The sequence below is a fragment of the Streptomyces sp. STR69 genome (assembly GCF_024519455.1).
Classification (GTDB): Bacteria; Actinomycetota; Actinomycetes; order Streptomycetales; family Streptomycetaceae; genus Streptomyces.
The window spans coordinates 73340-90107 of record NZ_JALJRY010000027.1; the positions used below are offsets into that span (position 1 = coordinate 73340).

Genomic DNA, 16768 nt, shown 5'->3' on the forward strand with positions numbered 1-16768 from the left:
CGACCCGTCAGCGGCGCAGCAGTACCCGCCGGGTGGCCCGGGCGAGCCGGACCGTGGGCCGCGCCGAACGCGGGGCCGGCCCCGAGCGCTCCAGCCACCAGGCCCGCAAATCCCGCCTGACCTCGGCGTTCTCGGGTCCGCCCGAGAGCAGCAGCTGTCCGGCGAAGTCCAGCGCGTCCCGCCGGTAGCCGCCGGTCATCGGGTGCGTGTGCGCGTACGCGAGGAAGGCCGGCCGGTACGCCTCCCCGAGGATCTCCGGCAGTTCTGGAGCCACCTTCGCCACGACATCGGCCCGCTTCGCTCCGAGCGCCCGCGCCTGCACACCGAGCCGCACCCGGTCGAACCCTTCGGGCACCGGAGTACCGGCGACCAGCGCGGAGAGCAGGGCGGCCTGGGCGAGGGCGAGACGCTGGCGGGCGGGGGCGGAGGCCTGCGCTGCGGAGGCCTGCGGTGCCGAGGCCTGCGGTGCGGTTGTCGGAGCCGTGACTCGCGCCCGCCCCCGCCCCAAGTCCAGCGCCCCGCGAATCGACGTCAACTCCCGCTCCAGTTCTGCCGCTTCGGGGAAGTTGTCGTCGCGCTCCAGCAGCACCCCCGGCGGGGAGACGCGGGACGCCAGGTCGGTGAGGATGTCGAGGACCGGAGCGGGGACGGGGTGGGCGTGGCTGTCGTGCCAGACGCCGTCGCGTTCGACGCCGCCCGCGACATGGACGTAGGCGATGGCCTCGACGGGGAGTTCGGCGAGGGCCTTGGCCGGGTCCTCGCCGCGGTTGACGTGGTTGGTGTGCAGGTTGGCGACGTCGATGAGGAGGCGTACGCCGGTGCGGTCGGCCAGTTCGTACAGGAACTGGCCCTCGGTCATCTCCTCGCCCGGCCAGGCGAGCAGCGCGGCGATGTTCTCCACCGCGAGGGGTACGGGCAGTGCGTCCTGGGCGATGCGGATGTTCTCGCAGAGCACGTCGAGGGCGTCCCGGGTGCGCGGTACGGGCAGCAGATGGCCGGCTTCGAGGAGTGGGGAGGCGGTCAGGGGGCCGCCCGCGCGGACGAACGCGATGTGCTCGGTGACCAGCGGTGAGCCGAGGGCCTCGGCCCGCTCGGCGAGCGCCGTCAGCCTGTCCTCGTCGGGCCGGTCGGCGCCGCCGAGGCCGAGGGAGACGCCGTGCGGGATCACGGTCACGCCGCGCTCGCGCAGCCGTAGCAGCGATTCGGGGAGGTGGCCGGGGCAGAGGTTCTCGGCCACGGCCTCGACCCAGTCGATGCCCGGCAGGTGTTCCACGGCGCCCGCGATCTCCGGCCGCCATCCGATGCCCGTCCCCAGTCGTTCCATGGCCCGTCCCCGTCCCGTTCTCGTCCTCGGTGTCTTCGCCGAAATCCACTCACTCCACAAGACCGCTGTTCGGTGTGACGGAGGTATCGCCCCCGGGCCGGGCCCCGAACCCCGGCCGTGTCACCTTCAGAGCAACATTTGAGGTTCGGGGCGGGGCCGCGGCCGGGGTTCGGGGCCGGTTACCCCAGCACCCCATTCGAGTCGACCGGATCCGGTCGCCCGGTGTTGACCGTTCCGGGCGCGCCCGGGGACGGCCGTGAGGTGGCCCCGTTGTTCGGGCTCGCTGCGGCGGCCGGTGCCGAGGGCACCACCTGACCGGGCACGGGCGCGGCGGGACCGGTCGGGCTGGCGGTGGAGGCGTTCGCGACCCCGTTGGCGATGGCGTCGAAGTCGACCCGCCCGGTCTTCTCCAGCACGGTGATGTGGTCGAGCACGGTCTGGTTGGTGTCCGAGGCCAACTGCCGCACCAGGCTGTTGCGCGTGCTGTTCCGTATGGCGCCGACCGCCGGGAAGATCTTGCCGTGCGCGGCCCGCAGCAGATTGACGAACTTGTACTCGTACTCGGCGCCGGTCGCCGCGCTCATCTCCCGCAGCCAGCCCTGCTGTTGCTCGTTCGGCACGTTGGGCAGCGCCACATTGAGCTGGGCGGCGACGATCCGCACCCGCTTGTCGAGGTCGGTGTGGCCGACGATGAGATGGTCCCCGGCCTCCTTGATCGCCTGGCTGGGCGCCCGCTCGATCGCCTGCTGCCCGGCCGGCAGCTCCCACAGCCCGGCCAGCCGCACCCGCACGATCAGATCCCGGTCGGCGGCCGTCAGCGGCCCCCACTGGGTGTTCACCGTGCCCGCCGCCACGTTCGCCTGACCGGTACCCGAACGGTCGGCATACGACCACACGGGGAAGACGAGGGCGCCAGTGGTGGCGACGACGGCCGCGATGAGCACAGCCGTACCGTTGATACGACGCAAGGGAGCCTCCCGGGGACACCAACTGGTCGTTGGAGAAGTTGACACGTGGCCAGTGCCTGGAGGTACGCGCGGGACGGACAGCTTGTTCAAAGGAAGGGCAGTGTTGCCCAAAGGGCAGGCAAAGAGGGCGGGTTCGGTGGGGCGGGCCGGGTGGTCCGGCGCAGGCAACACGGGGGAAACGGGGCTTTCCTAGGATGCGGCGGGTGCACCTGACCGTCCTTGACGCCCCCACCGAGTGGAGCCGCTTCACCGAGGGTTCCGTCGAACGCCGCATGCTGCTCGCGCTCGGCGACCTGCTCGGCACCCCGCTGCGCCCGAAGCCGCTGATGCTGCCCGACGGCAGCCGCGTCGAGGTCGAGGGGATCGACCCCGCCTGCCGCGTGCTCGTCCAACTCGTCGGCAACCAGGGCGCATACAAGCCCGCCTACCGCAACAAGGTCATGGCGGACATGTTCAAACTGCTCTGGCTGCGCGAGTCCGTACCCACCGCCGAACGCGCGGTCCTCCTGGTCAGCGAGCTGATCGTGCAGGCCCTCGGCGGCTGGGTGGCGCGCGCCGCGGCGGACCTCGGAATCGAGATCCACGTCTACGACGGCAGCGCGGCCGTCCCGCTCCAACTCCCGCCGCGGCCAGACGTAAAACGCCCGTAACAGACGAATGCGGTGTCCCGAAACACAATCTTCCTACGGTCGGGGACACCTAAGCGGATTTCCGCGTGGCAGTCAGTCGCACTCGCTACGCACGCTCTCCGACTTCCAGGATCGGGCACTTGTGCCCGCGACATGGATGGGAGCGTGAAGGTGACTGGTACGCCAGCACTCCAACTGCGGTCGGTGCGACGGGTCTACGGGTTCGGGTCGGCCGCGACCACGGCCCTCGACGACGTCCACCTGACGGTGCCGTCGGGCCGTTTCGTCAGCCTCATCGGCCCCAGCGGCTGCGGAAAGTCGACGCTGCTGCGGCTCGTCGCCGGGCTCGAACAGCCGGACGGCGGCGAGGTGTCGGTCCACGGAGTGACACCGGCACAGGCCTGCGCGGCCAAGCTGATCGGACTCGTACCGCAGAGCCCCGCGCTGCTGCCCTGGCTGTCCGTCCTGCGCAACGTCACGCTGCCCCAGAAGATCAACCGGGGCGCGGCCGGGCGCCGGGAACGCATCGCCGACTTCGCCGAACGCCGAACGGCCCCCGACATGAAGGAACTTCTCGTCAAGGCCGGCCTCGGCGACGCCCTGCACAAGCTTCCGGCCCAGCTCTCCGGCGGGATGCGCCAACGCGCCGCGATCGTCCGGGCGTTCGGCCTGCAACCCGACGTGCTCGTCATGGACGAACCCTTCTCGGCGCTCGACGAGTTCACCCGCGAAAGCCTCCAGGACCAACTCCTCGACCTGTGGGAGGAGTTGCGGACGACGGTCCTGTTCGTCACCCACTCCGTGTCCGAGGCCGTACGGCTCTCCGACACCGTCGTCGTCATGGCGCCGAACCCCGGCCGCATCGTCGAGAGCATCGACATCGACCTGCCCCGGCCGCGCGGTGAACGGCTCTTCGGGGAACGGCGGTTCCACGAGTACGAGGACCTGGTGAGAGAGCGGCTGCGCCGCGCCTGGCACAGCGAAGCCGCGTGAGTGGGGGCGTGAGGACATGACCGTAGCCGACGAACGCACCACCGACTCCCTGGCGGCCGGTACCACCGGGAAGCAACCGCCCGCCGAACCGTCCCGCTTCAGCCTCAAGCACCCGAGGTCCCGGATCGCCTGGATCCGTCCGGCCGTCTGGCTGCCCCTCGTCGTCATGCTGGCGATCCTCGCCGGGCTCTGGCACTGGGGGGCCGAACAACTTCCCTATCTGCTACCGCCGTTGTCCGACGTCGGCAGTTCGCTCTCCGGCAATTTCGGCTACTACGTCCACAACGCCCTCGTCACCCTCGGGGAGGCGACGGCCGGGCTGGGGATGGGGTTCGTCGGAGCGTTCGTCCTCGCGGTGCTGACCAGTGAACTCCCGCTGGTGCGGCGGGCGGTGATGCCGATCGCGGTCGTCCTCAACGTCACCCCGCTGGTGGCGGTCGCTCCGGCCCTGGTCGTGGCCTTCGGCTTCGGGCCCATGCCCAAGCTGATCATCACCGGGCTGATCTGTTTCTTCCCGATCCTCATCAACACGGCGACGGGGCTGCGGTCCGTGCCGCAGCAGGTGTTGCAGGTCTACCGCACGATGGACGCGAGCCGGGTCGAACTGCTGTGGCACGTTCGGGTACCCAACGCGCTGCCGTATCTCTTCGCCGCACTGCGGATCGTGTTTCCGCTGTCGATCATCGGGGCGGTCGTCGCCGAGATGTCGGCGTCCGGATCCACGGGGGGACTGGGGACCGCGATCAGTGTGGCCTCCTCCATGAACCAACTCCCCGTTGTATACGCCTCGATCCTCGTCCTTGCGGTGATGGGCGTGCTGTTGCTGCTCGCCGTGACCGTCGTCGAGCGCCGCGTGCTGCATTGGCACGACAGCACGAACTGAGGCTGGCAGCACGGTTGTTGTCCGCGGGCCCGGCGGGGGCTGGTCGCGCCCACGCGGCGGAGCCGCATATCGATACAGCCCCGCGCCCCTATGGGGCGCACCCATCTGGGCCTGTATTTATTGGTTTCCCGGCATTTACGCCAGTTTGGAGTCAACCATGTCCCGTCATCGCCTCACCAGATCCGCTCTCATCGCCACCGTGCTGACGCTCGGAGTCGCCGGATGCGGCTCCGGCTCGGACGACAGCACCTCCGCCGGTTCCGCCGGTTCCGCGATTTCCGCGAAGCGCTGTGCCGAGAACAAGGCCGCCGGGAAGATCACGTATCTCTCCGGGTACCAGTTCCAGTCCTCCGTCTCGATCCTCGAATACATCGCCGCCGCCAAGTTGGGCTATTTCAAGGACCTCTGCCTCACCGTCGACCTCAAGCCCGGCAGCGGTGACACCGCGCAGAACACCAAGCTGCTCGCCGGCGGACAGGCCACCGTGTCCGCGATCTCCGAGCAGGACCTGATCCAGGCCCAGGCCAACGGCATCGACATCAAGGGCATTTCCTCGTACTCGAACGCCGGGCTCGACATCCTGATGACCAACAAGGACATCACCGACCTCACCCAGCTCGACGGCAAGGTCGTCGGACACAAGGGCTACGTCCCCGCCGCCGTCGAGGCGATGCTGGTCAAGGCCGGCGTGAAGTGGGACTCGCTCAAGCTGGTCAAGGAGGGCTACGACCCCTCCGTGCTGCCCCGCAAGCAGGGCGGCCTCGAAGCGCTCACCGGGTTCATCTCCAACGAGCCCAACCAGCTCAAGGCGGCCGGCAAGGACGTCACCGTGTGGAAGCCGGTCGACTACAAGATCCCCAGCTCCATCGGCGCGATGGCGGTCAACCCGGCGTTCGCCAAGGCCCATCCGCACGCCGTCGAGGACATCCTGCGCGCCGCCCTGCACGCGTACGCGTACTGCTCCGCCGGCGAGGCGCACATCACCGAATGCGTCGGCTACGCGGCCAAGCTGTCCGGCCCGACCTACGACAAGAAGCTCAACGCGACGATCTGGAAGACCGAGACACAGGTCGTCAAGGAGAACCCGACGCCCGGACAGCCGCTGGGCGGCATCGACACCGACAACGTCACCCAACTCGTCGCCATGCTGCACCAGTTCAAGATCGTGCCGAGCAGTGTGACCGCCGCCAAGGCCGAGGCGTGGTTCGACACCTCGTTCGTCAAGGACATCTACAGCGGCGACAAGCTCGTCTGGCCCGCGCCGTAAGAACGCAAGTAACCCGCAGAGCCGTAGAAAGGCCCGCAACGTGCCCGCGAAAGAGTACGGAATCTTCCTTCCCATCGGGAACGGCGGCTGGATGCTGTCCACCACCGCGCCGCATCCCGAGGCGACCTACGCGTACAACAGGCGTGCCGCCCTGCACGCGGAGAACATCGGTCTCGACTTCGTGATGTCGATGGCCAAGTGGCGTGGTTTCGGCGGGAGTACGGACCACTGGGGCCGCTCGCTGGAGTCGATGACGATGATGGCGGCGCTCGCCGAGGCGACCAGCCGGGTCAAGATCTGGGCGACCCTGCACGCCAACATCCACAACCCCGCCGTCGCGGCGAAGATGCTCACCACCCTCCAGGACATCTCCGGCGGCCGGGCCGGGATGAACATCGTGAACGGCTCGTACGCCGGGGAGTTCGAGCAGTTCGGCGACTGGGACCCGGAGCTGAGCCACGCGGACCGCTACCGGATGACGGAACTCTGGACGGAGGCCGTCACCCGGCTGTGGACCGAGGACTCGGTCACGATGCGCACCCCGTACTTCGACCTCGTCGACTGCGAGTCCCGCCCGCACCCGGCGACCCGGCCGACCGTCATCAGCGCGGGCCGCTCCGAGGATGCCCGCCGCTTCCAGGCCCGGTACGCCGACGGCGCCTTCCTCGCCGCCGACAGCCTCGACGACATGCGGTCGCTCTCCGCCGACGTGCACGCCCGCGCGAAGGCCAACGGCCGTGTCTGCAAGACGTATTCGATGCTCACCGTCGTCCAGGACGACACCGACGAACTGGCCGTCAAGAAGGTCAAGGAGTGGGGCGTAGGCGTCGACCGCGAGGCCCTCGCCCATATGCGCCACACCTGGGGTGTCCCGGAGGACCAGGCGCGCGCCTGGGCCGCCGGTGCCAACGGGGAGGCCGCCTTCCAGACGCCGTACGTCGCCGGCAGCACCCGTACGGTCACCGAGCACATCGAGTACATCGTGCGCGAGGCCGACCTCGACGGACTCATGCTGATCTTCCCGGAGTACGACGAGGACATGCTGCTCTTCGGCGACACCGTGCTCCCCGCGCTGCGCGCCCGCGACGAGGTGACGGCCTGATGTCCGACCTGCGCGACAGACAACTCGCCCGCCTCGCACGGTCGGAGAGCAGGCCCGCACTCGTCGTGGTCGACGTACAGCGGGACTTCGCCGACCCCGACCGGCTCGGGGCGTACGGCCTGACGGACGAGGCGCTGGCGGCGCTGGACCGGACGGTCACCCGTATCGCCGAACTCGTCGACGCCGCGCGCGCCGCCGAAGTACCGGTCGTCTGGGTCGAGTTGGGCAGCGACCCGGCACGGCCGTGGCGGTCGAGCAACTGGCTGCGCGAGGGCGACTACGACGCACCCATGAGCCCGGACGAGCCGTGCCGGATCGGGACGCCCGGCGCCGAGTGGTATCAAATGCAGCCCGCCGAGGGTGAGTTGCGGGTGGCCAAGCGCGGCTACAGCGGCTTCCTCGGCACCGATCTCGACGCGCGGCTGCGCTCGGCCGGCTACGACTGGCTCACCGTCGTCGGCCTGACGAGCGAGTGCTGTGTGTACGCGACCGCCCAGGACGCCGTCCAACTCGACTGGCCCGTCGTCGTGCCCCAGGACACGACGGCCGCCTACGACCACCACGTCAACGCCGCCGCCCTGTTCCAACTCGGCCTGAACGTGGCCGTGTTGAGCGACGCCGACGAGGTCGTCGAGCTGTGGAAGAAGGCCGCGCGATGACCGGAATGCACATCGGCTACGACCTCTCCTTCACCCACACCGAAGGCGCCTGGGCGCGCCAGGGCTCCTGGATCGGGCGGGACTTCCCCGACGTCCGCATGTTCATGGAACTCGCGCAGACCGCCGAACGCGCGGGCGTCGGCCTGCTGTTCTTCGGCGACGGCAGCGGCATCCCCAGCACCTGGCGCGGCAGCATCGCACCGGCCGTCGAGTGGGGCATCCAGTGGCCGCGCCACGACATGGCACCGGTCATCGCCGCGATGTCCACCGTGACGGAGAAGGTCGGCTTCGGCCTGACGTACTCCTCCACCTTCATGCATCCCTTCTACGTCGCCCGGCTGTTGAACTCGCTCGACCATGTGACCGGCGGCCGTATCGCCTTCAACGTGGTCGCCTCCACCCGCGGCGCCGACGCGGCCAACTACGGCTTCGCCGAACTGATGGACCACGATCTGCGCTACGAGCGGATGGAGGAATTCATCGACGTCTGCCGGGCGTTGTGGGACTCCGTCGCGCCGGACGCCATCGTCCGCGACCGCAGCACGGGCCGGTTCGCCGACCCCGAGAAGGTGCACCCCATCGACCACGAAGGGCGCTTCTTCACCGTCAAGGGACCGCTCGCGTCCGTACCCGGTCCGCAGTACCACCCGCTCATCGTTCAGGCGGGCAACTCCCCCCGGGGCATTGCCGCTTCGGCCCGCTTCGCCGACCTCGTCTTCGGCTTCGGCGGACATCTGGCCGGCCAGCAGCGCCATCGCAAGCTGCTCGACGAGGCATTGCTCGCCGAGGGGCGGGACCCGGACCACGTGGGCATCCTCTGGGCCACCCAGGTGATCGTCGGCCGCACGAAGGCCGAGGCGCTGGCGCGCTGCGAGGCGGTGCACGAGTTCTGGAACGAGGAGGCGGTCGCCACCTACCTCTCGCACAACGCCGGCTACGACTTCTCGACGCTGCCCGCCTCCTTCCAACTCGGCGAACTGCGCGACGAGTTGGCGGCTGCCAACGCGAGTCCGGCGGGGCTGGTCGGCTCGCTCGTCGCGGAGTTCGGCGCCGATCACACCATGAGCCGCAGCGAGTTCTTCGCGCACGGCCGGGGGCGGGCGACGGGCCTGGACCACAGCCTCGTCGGTGATCCGGCCGCCGTGGCCGACGCGTTGGAGGAGAACTTCGCCGCCACCGGAGCACGCGGTGGCTTCATGTTCTCCAGCCCACTGGCCATGCCCGCCGGCTTCGCCGCGATCAGCGAACTGCTGCTCCCCGAACTGCGCCGCCGCGGTGCGCTCGCAGCGGCCTACCCCGGATCGACTCTCCGCGAGAACCTGGCAGTTTGAGATGCCCGCAGTGAATGAGGGCGAGGGCGTACGGCGTGACTGGTTCGCCCTCGGCAGTCTGTGCACCGGGTTCTTCATGCTGCTGCTGGACAGCACGATCACCTCGGTCGCGCTGCCGTCACTGATCAGTGGGCTGCACGCCAGTGAGACCGCCGCGATGTGGGTCAACAGCGGCTATCTCATCGCGTACGCGGTGCCGTTGGTCGTCGCGGGACGGCTGGGCGATCGCTACGGCCATCGACGCGTCCACCTGGTCGGACTGGCCGCGTTCACGCTCGGCTCGCTGCTGTGCGCAACTGCCCCCACCATCACGGCACTTGTCGCCTGGCGGATTGCACAGGGCATCGGTGCCGCGCTGATGACCCCGCAGTGCCTGACCCTCATCAAGGCGCTGTTCCGGCCGCCGCGTCTCGCCGTCGCGCTCGGAGTCTGGGGCGCGGTCGGCGGAGCGGCGGTGGCTGTCGGGCCGCTGCTGGGCGGATTCCTTGTGGCGGCCGGGGGTTGGCCCGCGGTGTTCTGGGTCAACGTCCCGGTCGGTGTCGCCGCGATGGTCGCCGTGGCCGCGTTCGTACCGGTCCTGCCGCGCCAGGAGGCACGCATCCCGGTCTGGGCGATCTGTGCGAACGCGAGCGGTGTCGGTGCGCTGGTGATCGGCATCCAGGGCACGGACGCGGCGCGGGCCCAAGTGCTGGGCGTGCCACGGTGGTTGCTCGTCGTCGTCGGCGTGGTGGTGGTCGCGGGGGTGGTGTGGTTCCAGCGCCGGGACGGGCAACGCGCCCTGGTGCCGGTCGAGTTGCTGCGCAGCCGGGGGTTCGTCGTCGCGGCCTGGGCCGGAGCCGCCGCGGCCTTCTGCTCCGGGTCGGCCATGATTCCGCTGATGCTGTACCTCCAGCGGGAGCGCGGTCTCGACGCGGGCGCGGCTGCCCTCACCCTCGTACCGATGGGCGTGGTCTGCCTGTTGGGGGCGCCGGTGTCGGCCCGGCTCAACAACGGAATCGGGTCCCGCGCGGTCGCCGTCATCGGCTCCGGCGCGCTCGTCCTGTCCATCGGGGCGTCGGCGGTGCTCGTCGCGACCGACGCCCCGATCGCCGCGCTGACCGCCACGTTCGCGGTGTACGGGGTGGCCAACTCCTTTGTCTGGTCGCCCCTTTCGATCGCGGCGGTCACATCGGTCGGCCCGGACGAGGTCGGTGCGGCCTCCGGAACCTTCAACGCGATGAAGCAACTCGGCGCGGTACTGGGCAGCGCGGTCTGCGCCGTTCTGCTGGCCGGCCACGGCTACGCGGTCACGCTCGGCGGGCTCGCGGCGGTCGGACTGGTCTGTCTCCTGGCATCCGTACTCCTGCGAACCGAGTCTCCCGGGGGCGGTCGCTCCGCGCTGCCCGCCGCGTCACAACTACCCACAGGAGTCGCCCGATGAAGCCTGACGCAGACGGGGGTTGCACGATGACGGCAATGGAAGGCCTGGAGAATCTGGACGGCATCATCTCGGATCCCGGGGAGATGACGAGGGCGTTCTCCGGGTTCCCGTCAGGCGTCGCCGCCATCTCCGCCCGTGTCCAGGACGACCCGATCGTCATGATCGTCTCGTCGTTCGCGGTCGGGGTCTCCCACAACCCGCCCATGGTCTCCTTCGCCGCCCAACACACCTCCACCACTTGGCCCGTACTGTCCCGTGCGCAGGCGATCGGGATCTCCGTCCTGGGGGAGGGGCACAGCGACAAGGCCCGCCAACTCGCCTCCCGCAGCAAGGCGGGCCGGTTCGCCGACCTCCGTACGGTGGAAGCGGCATCCGGTGCGATCTTCCTCGACGGCGCACCAGTGTGGCTGGAGTGCACGGTCGAGCACAGCTACCCGGCAGGCGACCACGACATCATCGTGCTGCGTGTGCTGGCCATGCGGTCGGACGACGCGCGGAGTCCACTGGTGTGGCATCGAAGGACGCTCAAGATGCTGGGGAGTTGAGTCCTGGGCCGGTGCGGCGCCGGTTCTGCCGCAGCCGCTCGGGAAGCGGCCTGCGGAAGTCGGGAAGCAGGCGCTGGGCGAGGAACGCGGACTTCAGGAAGGCGCGGACGGCACACTCGCGGCGGGGACTCATCCAGCCGATCCGATGGAGCCGGCACACGCGCTCGCCGGCCAGACAGCGGGTCAGGTCTCTGCCGAACGCCCGTAAGGGGGACGGGAACCAGCGCTCGGCGAAGAACTCCATCATCGCGGTCGCCACACGGTGACCCGACTCCGTCTCCTCGTACGGCCGGGCGTCGAACTTCAGGGCGAACTCGGTCATCGCGTCCCAGTCCTCGGGGAACGCCTCGTCGGCCAGCGGCCCGGACTCGCGTTCCAGAAGGCGGAAGAGAGCTTGCGCCCAGCGATGCCAGGCGACCTTCATGCTCTCGCTCGTACCGGGCAGCCCCAGCGAGGTCTGCAGCCGGTCCGCGAACGTCGCCAGCAGGACCAGGGGATAGACGAAGTCGTCGGTGTCGTCGAAGTTGCCGGGCAGGTGCGGGGTCGCGCGGGCGATACCCAGGTGGATGCGGTTGAGCCGTTCGGCGGCGCCGCGGCCCGCCGAGCTGGACAACCCGTCGACCATCCAGGCCATCAGGAACTTGTTGCCGTCCTCGAAACGCCGCTGGGGTCTCTTCTCCAGTTTCGCGGTGTGGGCCAGGGTGGCGGATCCGAAGCCCGGCTGCATCATGCGCATGGTGCCCGGATAGACCATCATCGCCAGCGCGAACTCGGGGACGCGGTGGCCGACGTAGAGCGAGATCATCCGCTCCCAGTCGGTCTCCGGGTCCATCCGGGCCAGCTCGCGGTCGACCCACTTGTAGCCACGGCGCACTGTTGCTTCCCCCTACTCGGACCTTCAGAGAGGGGACGCTCCGACACGGGCCGGTCGATGCCGCGATCCGTCGTGAGCTGCGTCACTTCGGCCGAGAACGACAGGTCTCCACCCGAGGGTGGAGCCACTGAATCAGCCCGTGGGTGGTGGTGATCGACGCAGGTCGGAGCGCAGCCTTGTGCCATGGGTTCACTGCATTCCGCACTCGTCACTCTCATCGGCGTCTGCGTCGCGATCTTCGTCGTGGCGTGGGTTATCGGCGCGGTCTACTTCGGTGTGAAGAGCGAAGCCGGGCTGCGCGGTTGGGCGCGCGGTCTGCGCCGCACCCTGCTCCGGCGGGTTCCGCTGGTCGTGGGTGCCTACGCGTTCTCTGTCCTGATCAGACAGGCTCCGGACTCCTTCTGGCACCACCTCCAGTACTGGCAGCCCGAACTCGCCCTTCTGGGCACCCTGTTGGCCATCGCCTCCACGGCTCTGCTGCTGTGGGCCCGTTGGGTCCTCGGTGTCATGTGGGCCAGCATCCCGCTGGTCCACGAACACCACGAACTGCGCACCGAGGGCCCCTACCGAATAGTGCGGCACCCCATCTACACCGGCCTCCTCGGCCTCGTCCTCGGCGGGATGCTCGCCTGCGGCTTCGGCGTCTGGATCGTGCTCCTGGCGGTCGCCGTCCCCTGGCTGCTGCGCCGCGTCCGGATCGAGGACGGGCTGATGGCCGACCGGTTCGGTGCGTCTTACGAGGCCTACCGGGCCCGGGTTCCGGCCCTGATCCCGTGGACCCGACCTGTTCCGGTCGCGCCCCGGGCCGTCGACAGTCAGTCGTGAGGGACCAGGCCGGCGGAAAGGTGAATGTGATGCACGCCACATGATGGGAGCGCATAGCGGGGTAGGGGTCATTGCCTTTGTTATAGGTGTGGGGGCGTGTCCGCGGTCGTGCGGGGCGTACCGGGGTCGATGACGCTGCGCTGCCCCGCGACGCTGCAGTCCGAGGCCGGCGTCGCCGACTGGGAGGTAAGGGGTCGACGCTGATGGAGCAGTCGCGGGCCGACGAGTTCGACCGGTTCGTGGCGGCTCGGTGGTCGGCGTTGTTTCATCTGGCGAAGCTGCTCACCGGCGGAGACCGGCACCGGGCGGAGGACCTGCTGCAGGAAGCGCTGGTCAAGCTGTGGTTTGCGTGGCCGAAGGTGGCCGAGCAGGCGCCCGAGGCCTATGTGCGCAAGGTTCTGGTCCGCGCCGCGGCTCGCTCGGCACGGCGTCGCTGGTGGGGCGAGCACCCCGTCGACCAGTTGCCCGACCCGCCCGAGGTGGGAGACGAGACCGACGCCGTCGATGAACGGACCCGGTTGGAGGCCATGTTGGCGTTGTTGCCGGCGCGGCAGCGGGCCGCGGTGGTGCTGCGCTACTACCAGGACCTGCCCGAGCAGCATGTCGCGAAGGTGCTGGGGTGTCCGGTGGGTACCGCCCGTTCACTCACGGCACGCGGCGTCGCACGGTTGCGGCGGCTTCTGGCCGAGGCAGTCGAGTCGGTGGAGTGAAGAAGGAGCCATGGACCACTTCGAGCAGGGGCTGGCCCGCATGATGCGTGACGGCGACGAAGACACACCCTACGAGGAGCGGCACCAAGTCCGCCTGCGAGCCGGCGTCCGTGCCCGGCAGCGGGCCCGGACGGTCTGGATGGCCACCGGATCCCTGCTGACCGTCGCCGGACTCGGAGTCGGACTGACGCTCCTGGCGAGCTTGTCCGCTCAGAGCGGGTCCAACGATCCTCAGCCCCGCCCCGTCACCTCTGCGGAGTCGGTCACGGGGCCGTCGACGGCCCGCCCCGCCTCCACTGCCGAGGGGGCGTCGCTGCCGACACGGACCTCAACCACCACCCGGGTAGCCGCCACTTGGCCGGGTTCAAGGAGTTCCGGTCAGTGAGGGCCGACCGAGCCGGCGTGACCACCACCGCCCGCCGGTCGGCGGATCCCCGCTTGTCCTGCTCTCCACGAACTGAAAGCTCACCACGTGATGCATGAGAACGAGCCCGCGTTGGCCGACGCCCCGCGCCAGGCGGCGAAGTCCCAGGCGATCTCCTGGGAGCGGCGTCTGCGTCGCTTCGGCTACGTCGAGCGACCGCGCACGTCCGTACGGGACCGCCTGGTCGTGCCATTTCCCGAGCCCGACGCGCGGCTGTGGCGCATGCTCGGGCTGTCCCCGGTGACAGCGGGCCGACTGGCGCGCTGGTCGGAATGGGGCGGGCCGCTGCTGGTGACGCTCGTTGCCGGGCTGTCGCGCTTCTGGCGTCTGGGCAGCCCGCGGGCCGTCGTGTTCGACGAGACGTACTACGCCAAGGACGCCTGGGCCTTGCTGCGGCTCGGCTACGAGAGCACGTGGCCGGACAGCAAGATCGCCGACCCGCAGATCCTGGCCGACCCTCAGGTGATCCCGCTCTCCGACACCGGAGCCTTCGTCGCACACCCGCCTACGGGCAAGTGGGTGATCGCCCTCGGCGAGTGGATGTTCGGCCTCGACCCCTTCGCCTGGCGCTTCATGACGGCGTGTCTCGGCACACTGTCGGTGCTGATGCTGTGCCGAATAGGACGCCGCCTGTTCCGTTCCACCGTGCTGGGCTGCCTGGCCGGCGCGCTGATGACGGTGGACGGTCTGCACTATGTGATGAGCCGCACCGCTCTGCTCGACCTCGTCGTCATGTTCTTCGTACTGGCGGCGTTCGGCTGCCTGCTCGTCGACCGGGACCATGCGCGGGCCCGGCTCGCCGAGGCCCTGCCGGTCCAGGAGGACGGCCGCATACGCCCGGACGGACACACCGGCGACCGAGCAGGGACGGGAGTGCGGCCCTGGCGGCTCGCCGCCGGCTTCTTCCTGGGCCTGGCGGCCTCCACCAAATGGAACGGCCTGTACTTCCTCGCCTTCTTCGTGATCCTGACCCTGCTGTGGGACGTGGGCTCCCGCCGCGTCGCCGGGGCGCGTCGCCCCTATCGGGCGGTGCTGCGCAAGGACCTCGGCTGGTCGGTGGTGTCCCTCGTGCCGGTCGCCGTCGTGACGTATGTGGCGACCTGGACCGGCTGGTTCGTGTCCGACAACGGCTACGGACGGCACTGGGCGGACGGCCGCGGCGGCACCTGGTCGTGGATCCCGGCCCCGCTGCGCAGCCTGTGGCACTACGAGTACGGCGTCTACCGGTTCAACGTGGGGCTGAACACTCCTCACAAGTACGAGTCGAATCCATGGAGTTGGCTGGTCCTGGGCCGTCCCGTGCTGTTCCACTACGAGTCACCGAAACCCGGGACGCACGGCTGCCACACGACGGCCGACTGCTCGGAGGGGATCCTGGCCCTGGGCACACCGCTCCTGTGGTGGTCGGCCTGTTGCGCCCTCGTGTATCTGCTCTACCGATGGGCGCTGCGCCGCGACTGGCGCGCCGGCGCCGTCCTGTGTGCGGTGGCTGCCGGTTATCTGCCCTGGTTCCTGTACCAGGACCGCACGATCTTCTCCTTCTACGCGGTCGTCTTCGTGCCGTACCTGTGCCTGGCGGTGGCGATGATGCTGGGAGCCCTGCTGGGTCCGCCGGGCGCGACCCAGCGGCGCCGCACCCGGGGTGCGTTGGCTGCAGGTGCCCTGGTCCTGCTCATCGCCTGGAACTTCGTCTACTTCTTCCCGATCTACACAGGACAGACGATCCCGTACGCCGACTGGCACGCCAGGATGTGGCTCGACACCTGGGTCTGAGACCGCGTGTGAGACCTGCTCGTTTCCTGAGGCCGACTTCGCGCCCCGACTCACCGGGTGTGCCCCCAGGTCGCACATGGACTGGAGCGCACGCCGGACGCAGTGACTGAAGCAACCGCATCAGGTCAGACGCCAAAGAGACCGGACACGGTGGTGTCCCTCGACTGCAACAGTCAGCCCGGGCGCGATCTCCGTGAAGCCCGCGTCCCGGACCAACGGCCGTTCGCTGCTGATGAGTTCGGCCCACTGGGCGGGGGCGGCGGTGCGGACCGAGAGCGGGAAGCCCGCCTGACGCCAGGCGGTCCGCTCCTCCTCCGACTGCTCCCACCAGGCGAGTTGGGCGCCGTGGCCGGTCTGGGCCATCGTCTTGCCGGCGGACATGTCGAGGTCCGGGTTCAGCCAGAGCACCGGTGCCGTCGGGTCCGCGTCGGCCGGCGGTTCGGGGTCGTCGAGGTCGGTGCCCGACACCTGGAGCCGGGCCAGGTCCTTGGGCCAGCCGTCGAGCGGGACGGGCGGGAAGACCCGTACCTCCGCCGACTTCCCGGTCACCGTGATGCCCGGCAGAGCCTCGGCCCGCCGCCACTCGGCCCCGCGCGCCCGCCGCACCACCTTCCGGATCCGCGCGTCCTGCCAGTCCCGCATGACCTGCGCCCACTCCCCGTCACCGAGAGCCCGCTCGTCGCTCAGGATCGTCAGCACGGCCCGGGCCGCGGTCTCCAACGCGTCCGTCCGAGCCGGGGGAGCATCCCGCTCGATCCGTACGACCAGGGGCAACACGAACTGCGGAGCCTCGTCGCGCACGGTGCGCTCATTACGGAAGGGGTCGGGGTCGTCGCCGGGAACGGGGGATTCACTGGTCACGTCCTCCAGTCTGCCAGGCGGAAGATCGGCCCTTGTAAGCACCACTGAGTGGCTCGACCGCATAGGGACCGGTTTCCCGGCGCAGGGGCGGGGAGCGGCCTGGTCACCGGCTCGCAGTCGGGCACGGTCCCGGTCCCGCTGCTCCCCCTTGGCGGGGCGGCTCTGGTCACGGCGGCCGTG

General features: G+C 69.7%; 17 protein-coding genes. 13 read left to right on the forward strand and 4 right to left on the reverse strand.

Annotation, left to right across the window (positions count from 1 at the left end; translation table 11 throughout):
• Window positions 1-7: 7 nt before the first annotated feature.
• Both OC490_RS37650 and OC490_RS37655 read right to left on the reverse strand, forming a co-directional pair.
• A complete protein-coding gene (locus OC490_RS37650; protein WP_262062535.1) occupies window positions 8-1324 on the reverse strand; it encodes a DUF692 domain-containing protein in 1317 nt (438 codons plus the stop codon).
• Between the two features lie 179 nt (window positions 1325-1503).
• On the reverse strand, window positions 1504-2292 hold the full coding sequence (locus OC490_RS37655) for a DUF4142 domain-containing protein (protein WP_262062536.1): 789 nt from the start codon (window positions 2290-2292) through the stop codon (window positions 1504-1506).
• A gap of 194 nt (window positions 2293-2486) precedes the next feature.
• Here OC490_RS37655 and OC490_RS37660 point away from each other — a divergent pair, with 194 nt between their 5' ends.
• The 9 genes from OC490_RS37660 to OC490_RS37700 all read left to right on the forward strand — a co-directional run bounded on the left by OC490_RS37660 (window position 2487) and on the right by OC490_RS37700 (window position 11121).
• A complete protein-coding gene (locus tag OC490_RS37660; RefSeq protein ID WP_262062537.1) occupies window positions 2487-2942 on the forward strand; it encodes a hypothetical protein in 456 nt (151 codons plus the stop codon).
• 150 nt (window positions 2943-3092) lie between these two features.
• A complete protein-coding gene (locus tag OC490_RS37665; RefSeq protein ID WP_262062538.1) occupies window positions 3093-3914 on the forward strand; it encodes an ABC transporter ATP-binding protein in 822 nt (273 codons plus the stop codon).
• 16 nt (window positions 3915-3930) lie between these two features.
• On the forward strand, window positions 3931-4797 hold the full coding sequence (locus OC490_RS37670) for an ABC transporter permease (RefSeq protein ID WP_262062539.1): 867 nt from the start codon (window positions 3931-3933) through the stop codon (window positions 4795-4797).
• A 157-nt stretch (window positions 4798-4954) separates the two neighbouring features.
• The gene (locus tag OC490_RS37675; RefSeq protein WP_262062540.1) at window positions 4955-6064 is read left to right on the forward strand and encodes an ABC transporter substrate-binding protein; all 1110 of its coding nucleotides are present in this window, start codon (window positions 4955-4957) and stop codon (window positions 6062-6064) included.
• Between the two features lie 40 nt (window positions 6065-6104).
• A complete protein-coding gene (locus OC490_RS37680) occupies window positions 6105-7166 on the forward strand; it encodes an LLM class flavin-dependent oxidoreductase (RefSeq protein ID WP_262062541.1) in 1062 nt (353 codons plus the stop codon).
• Window positions 7166-7825 carry a cysteine hydrolase family protein gene (locus tag OC490_RS37685; protein ID WP_262062542.1) on the forward strand — a complete coding sequence of 220 codons (660 nt, stop codon included), beginning with the start codon at window positions 7166-7168 and terminating at the stop codon, window positions 7823-7825. The genes OC490_RS37680 and OC490_RS37685 overlap by 1 nt, the downstream gene beginning before the upstream one ends.
• Window positions 7822-9156, forward strand: coding sequence for an NtaA/DmoA family FMN-dependent monooxygenase (locus OC490_RS37690; protein ID WP_262062543.1), 1335 nt, complete (start codon window positions 7822-7824; stop codon window positions 9154-9156). Before OC490_RS37685 ends, OC490_RS37690 begins: the two co-directional genes overlap by 4 nt.
• A 1-nt stretch (window position 9157) precedes the next feature.
• Window positions 9158-10576, forward strand: a complete 1419-nt coding sequence (locus OC490_RS37695) for an MFS transporter (protein ID WP_262062544.1) — start codon at window positions 9158-9160, stop codon at window positions 10574-10576.
• Window positions 10573-11121 carry a flavin reductase family protein gene (locus OC490_RS37700; RefSeq protein ID WP_262062545.1) on the forward strand — a complete coding sequence of 183 codons (549 nt, stop codon included), beginning with the start codon at window positions 10573-10575 and terminating at the stop codon, window positions 11119-11121. Before OC490_RS37695 ends, OC490_RS37700 begins: the two co-directional genes overlap by 4 nt.
• On the opposite strand, the gene OC490_RS37705 is transcribed toward OC490_RS37700, so the two are convergent.
• A complete protein-coding gene (locus OC490_RS37705; RefSeq protein ID WP_262062546.1) occupies window positions 11102-11995 on the reverse strand; it encodes a DUF2236 domain-containing protein in 894 nt (297 codons plus the stop codon). The two genes, OC490_RS37700 and OC490_RS37705, sit on opposite strands and share 20 nt — an antisense overlap.
• Window positions 11996-12178: 183 nt before the next feature.
• On the opposite strand from OC490_RS37705, the gene OC490_RS37710 reads away from it, so the two are divergent.
• From OC490_RS37710 to OC490_RS37725, 4 genes are all read left to right on the forward strand, one after another.
• Window positions 12179-12820, forward strand: coding sequence for a methyltransferase family protein (locus tag OC490_RS37710; RefSeq protein WP_262062547.1), 642 nt, complete (start codon window positions 12179-12181; stop codon window positions 12818-12820).
• Window positions 12821-13023: 203 nt separating this feature from the next.
• The gene (locus OC490_RS37715; RefSeq protein ID WP_262062548.1) at window positions 13024-13530 is read left to right on the forward strand and encodes a SigE family RNA polymerase sigma factor; all 507 of its coding nucleotides are present in this window, start codon (window positions 13024-13026) and stop codon (window positions 13528-13530) included.
• Between the two features lie 10 nt (window positions 13531-13540).
• On the forward strand, window positions 13541-13915 hold the full coding sequence (locus OC490_RS37720; RefSeq protein ID WP_262062549.1) for a cellulase: 375 nt from the start codon (window positions 13541-13543) through the stop codon (window positions 13913-13915).
• A gap of 90 nt (window positions 13916-14005) precedes the next feature.
• Complete coding sequence (locus OC490_RS37725; protein ID WP_262062552.1) at window positions 14006-15727, forward strand: dolichyl-phosphate-mannose--protein mannosyltransferase; 1722 nt, start codon at window positions 14006-14008, stop codon at window positions 15725-15727.
• Window positions 15728-15847: 120 nt separating this feature from the next.
• On the opposite strand, the gene OC490_RS37730 is transcribed toward OC490_RS37725, so the two are convergent.
• On the reverse strand, window positions 15848-16588 hold the full coding sequence (locus tag OC490_RS37730) for a peptidyl-tRNA hydrolase (protein ID WP_262062550.1): 741 nt from the start codon (window positions 16586-16588) through the stop codon (window positions 15848-15850).
• Window positions 16589-16768 lie beyond the last annotated feature (180 nt).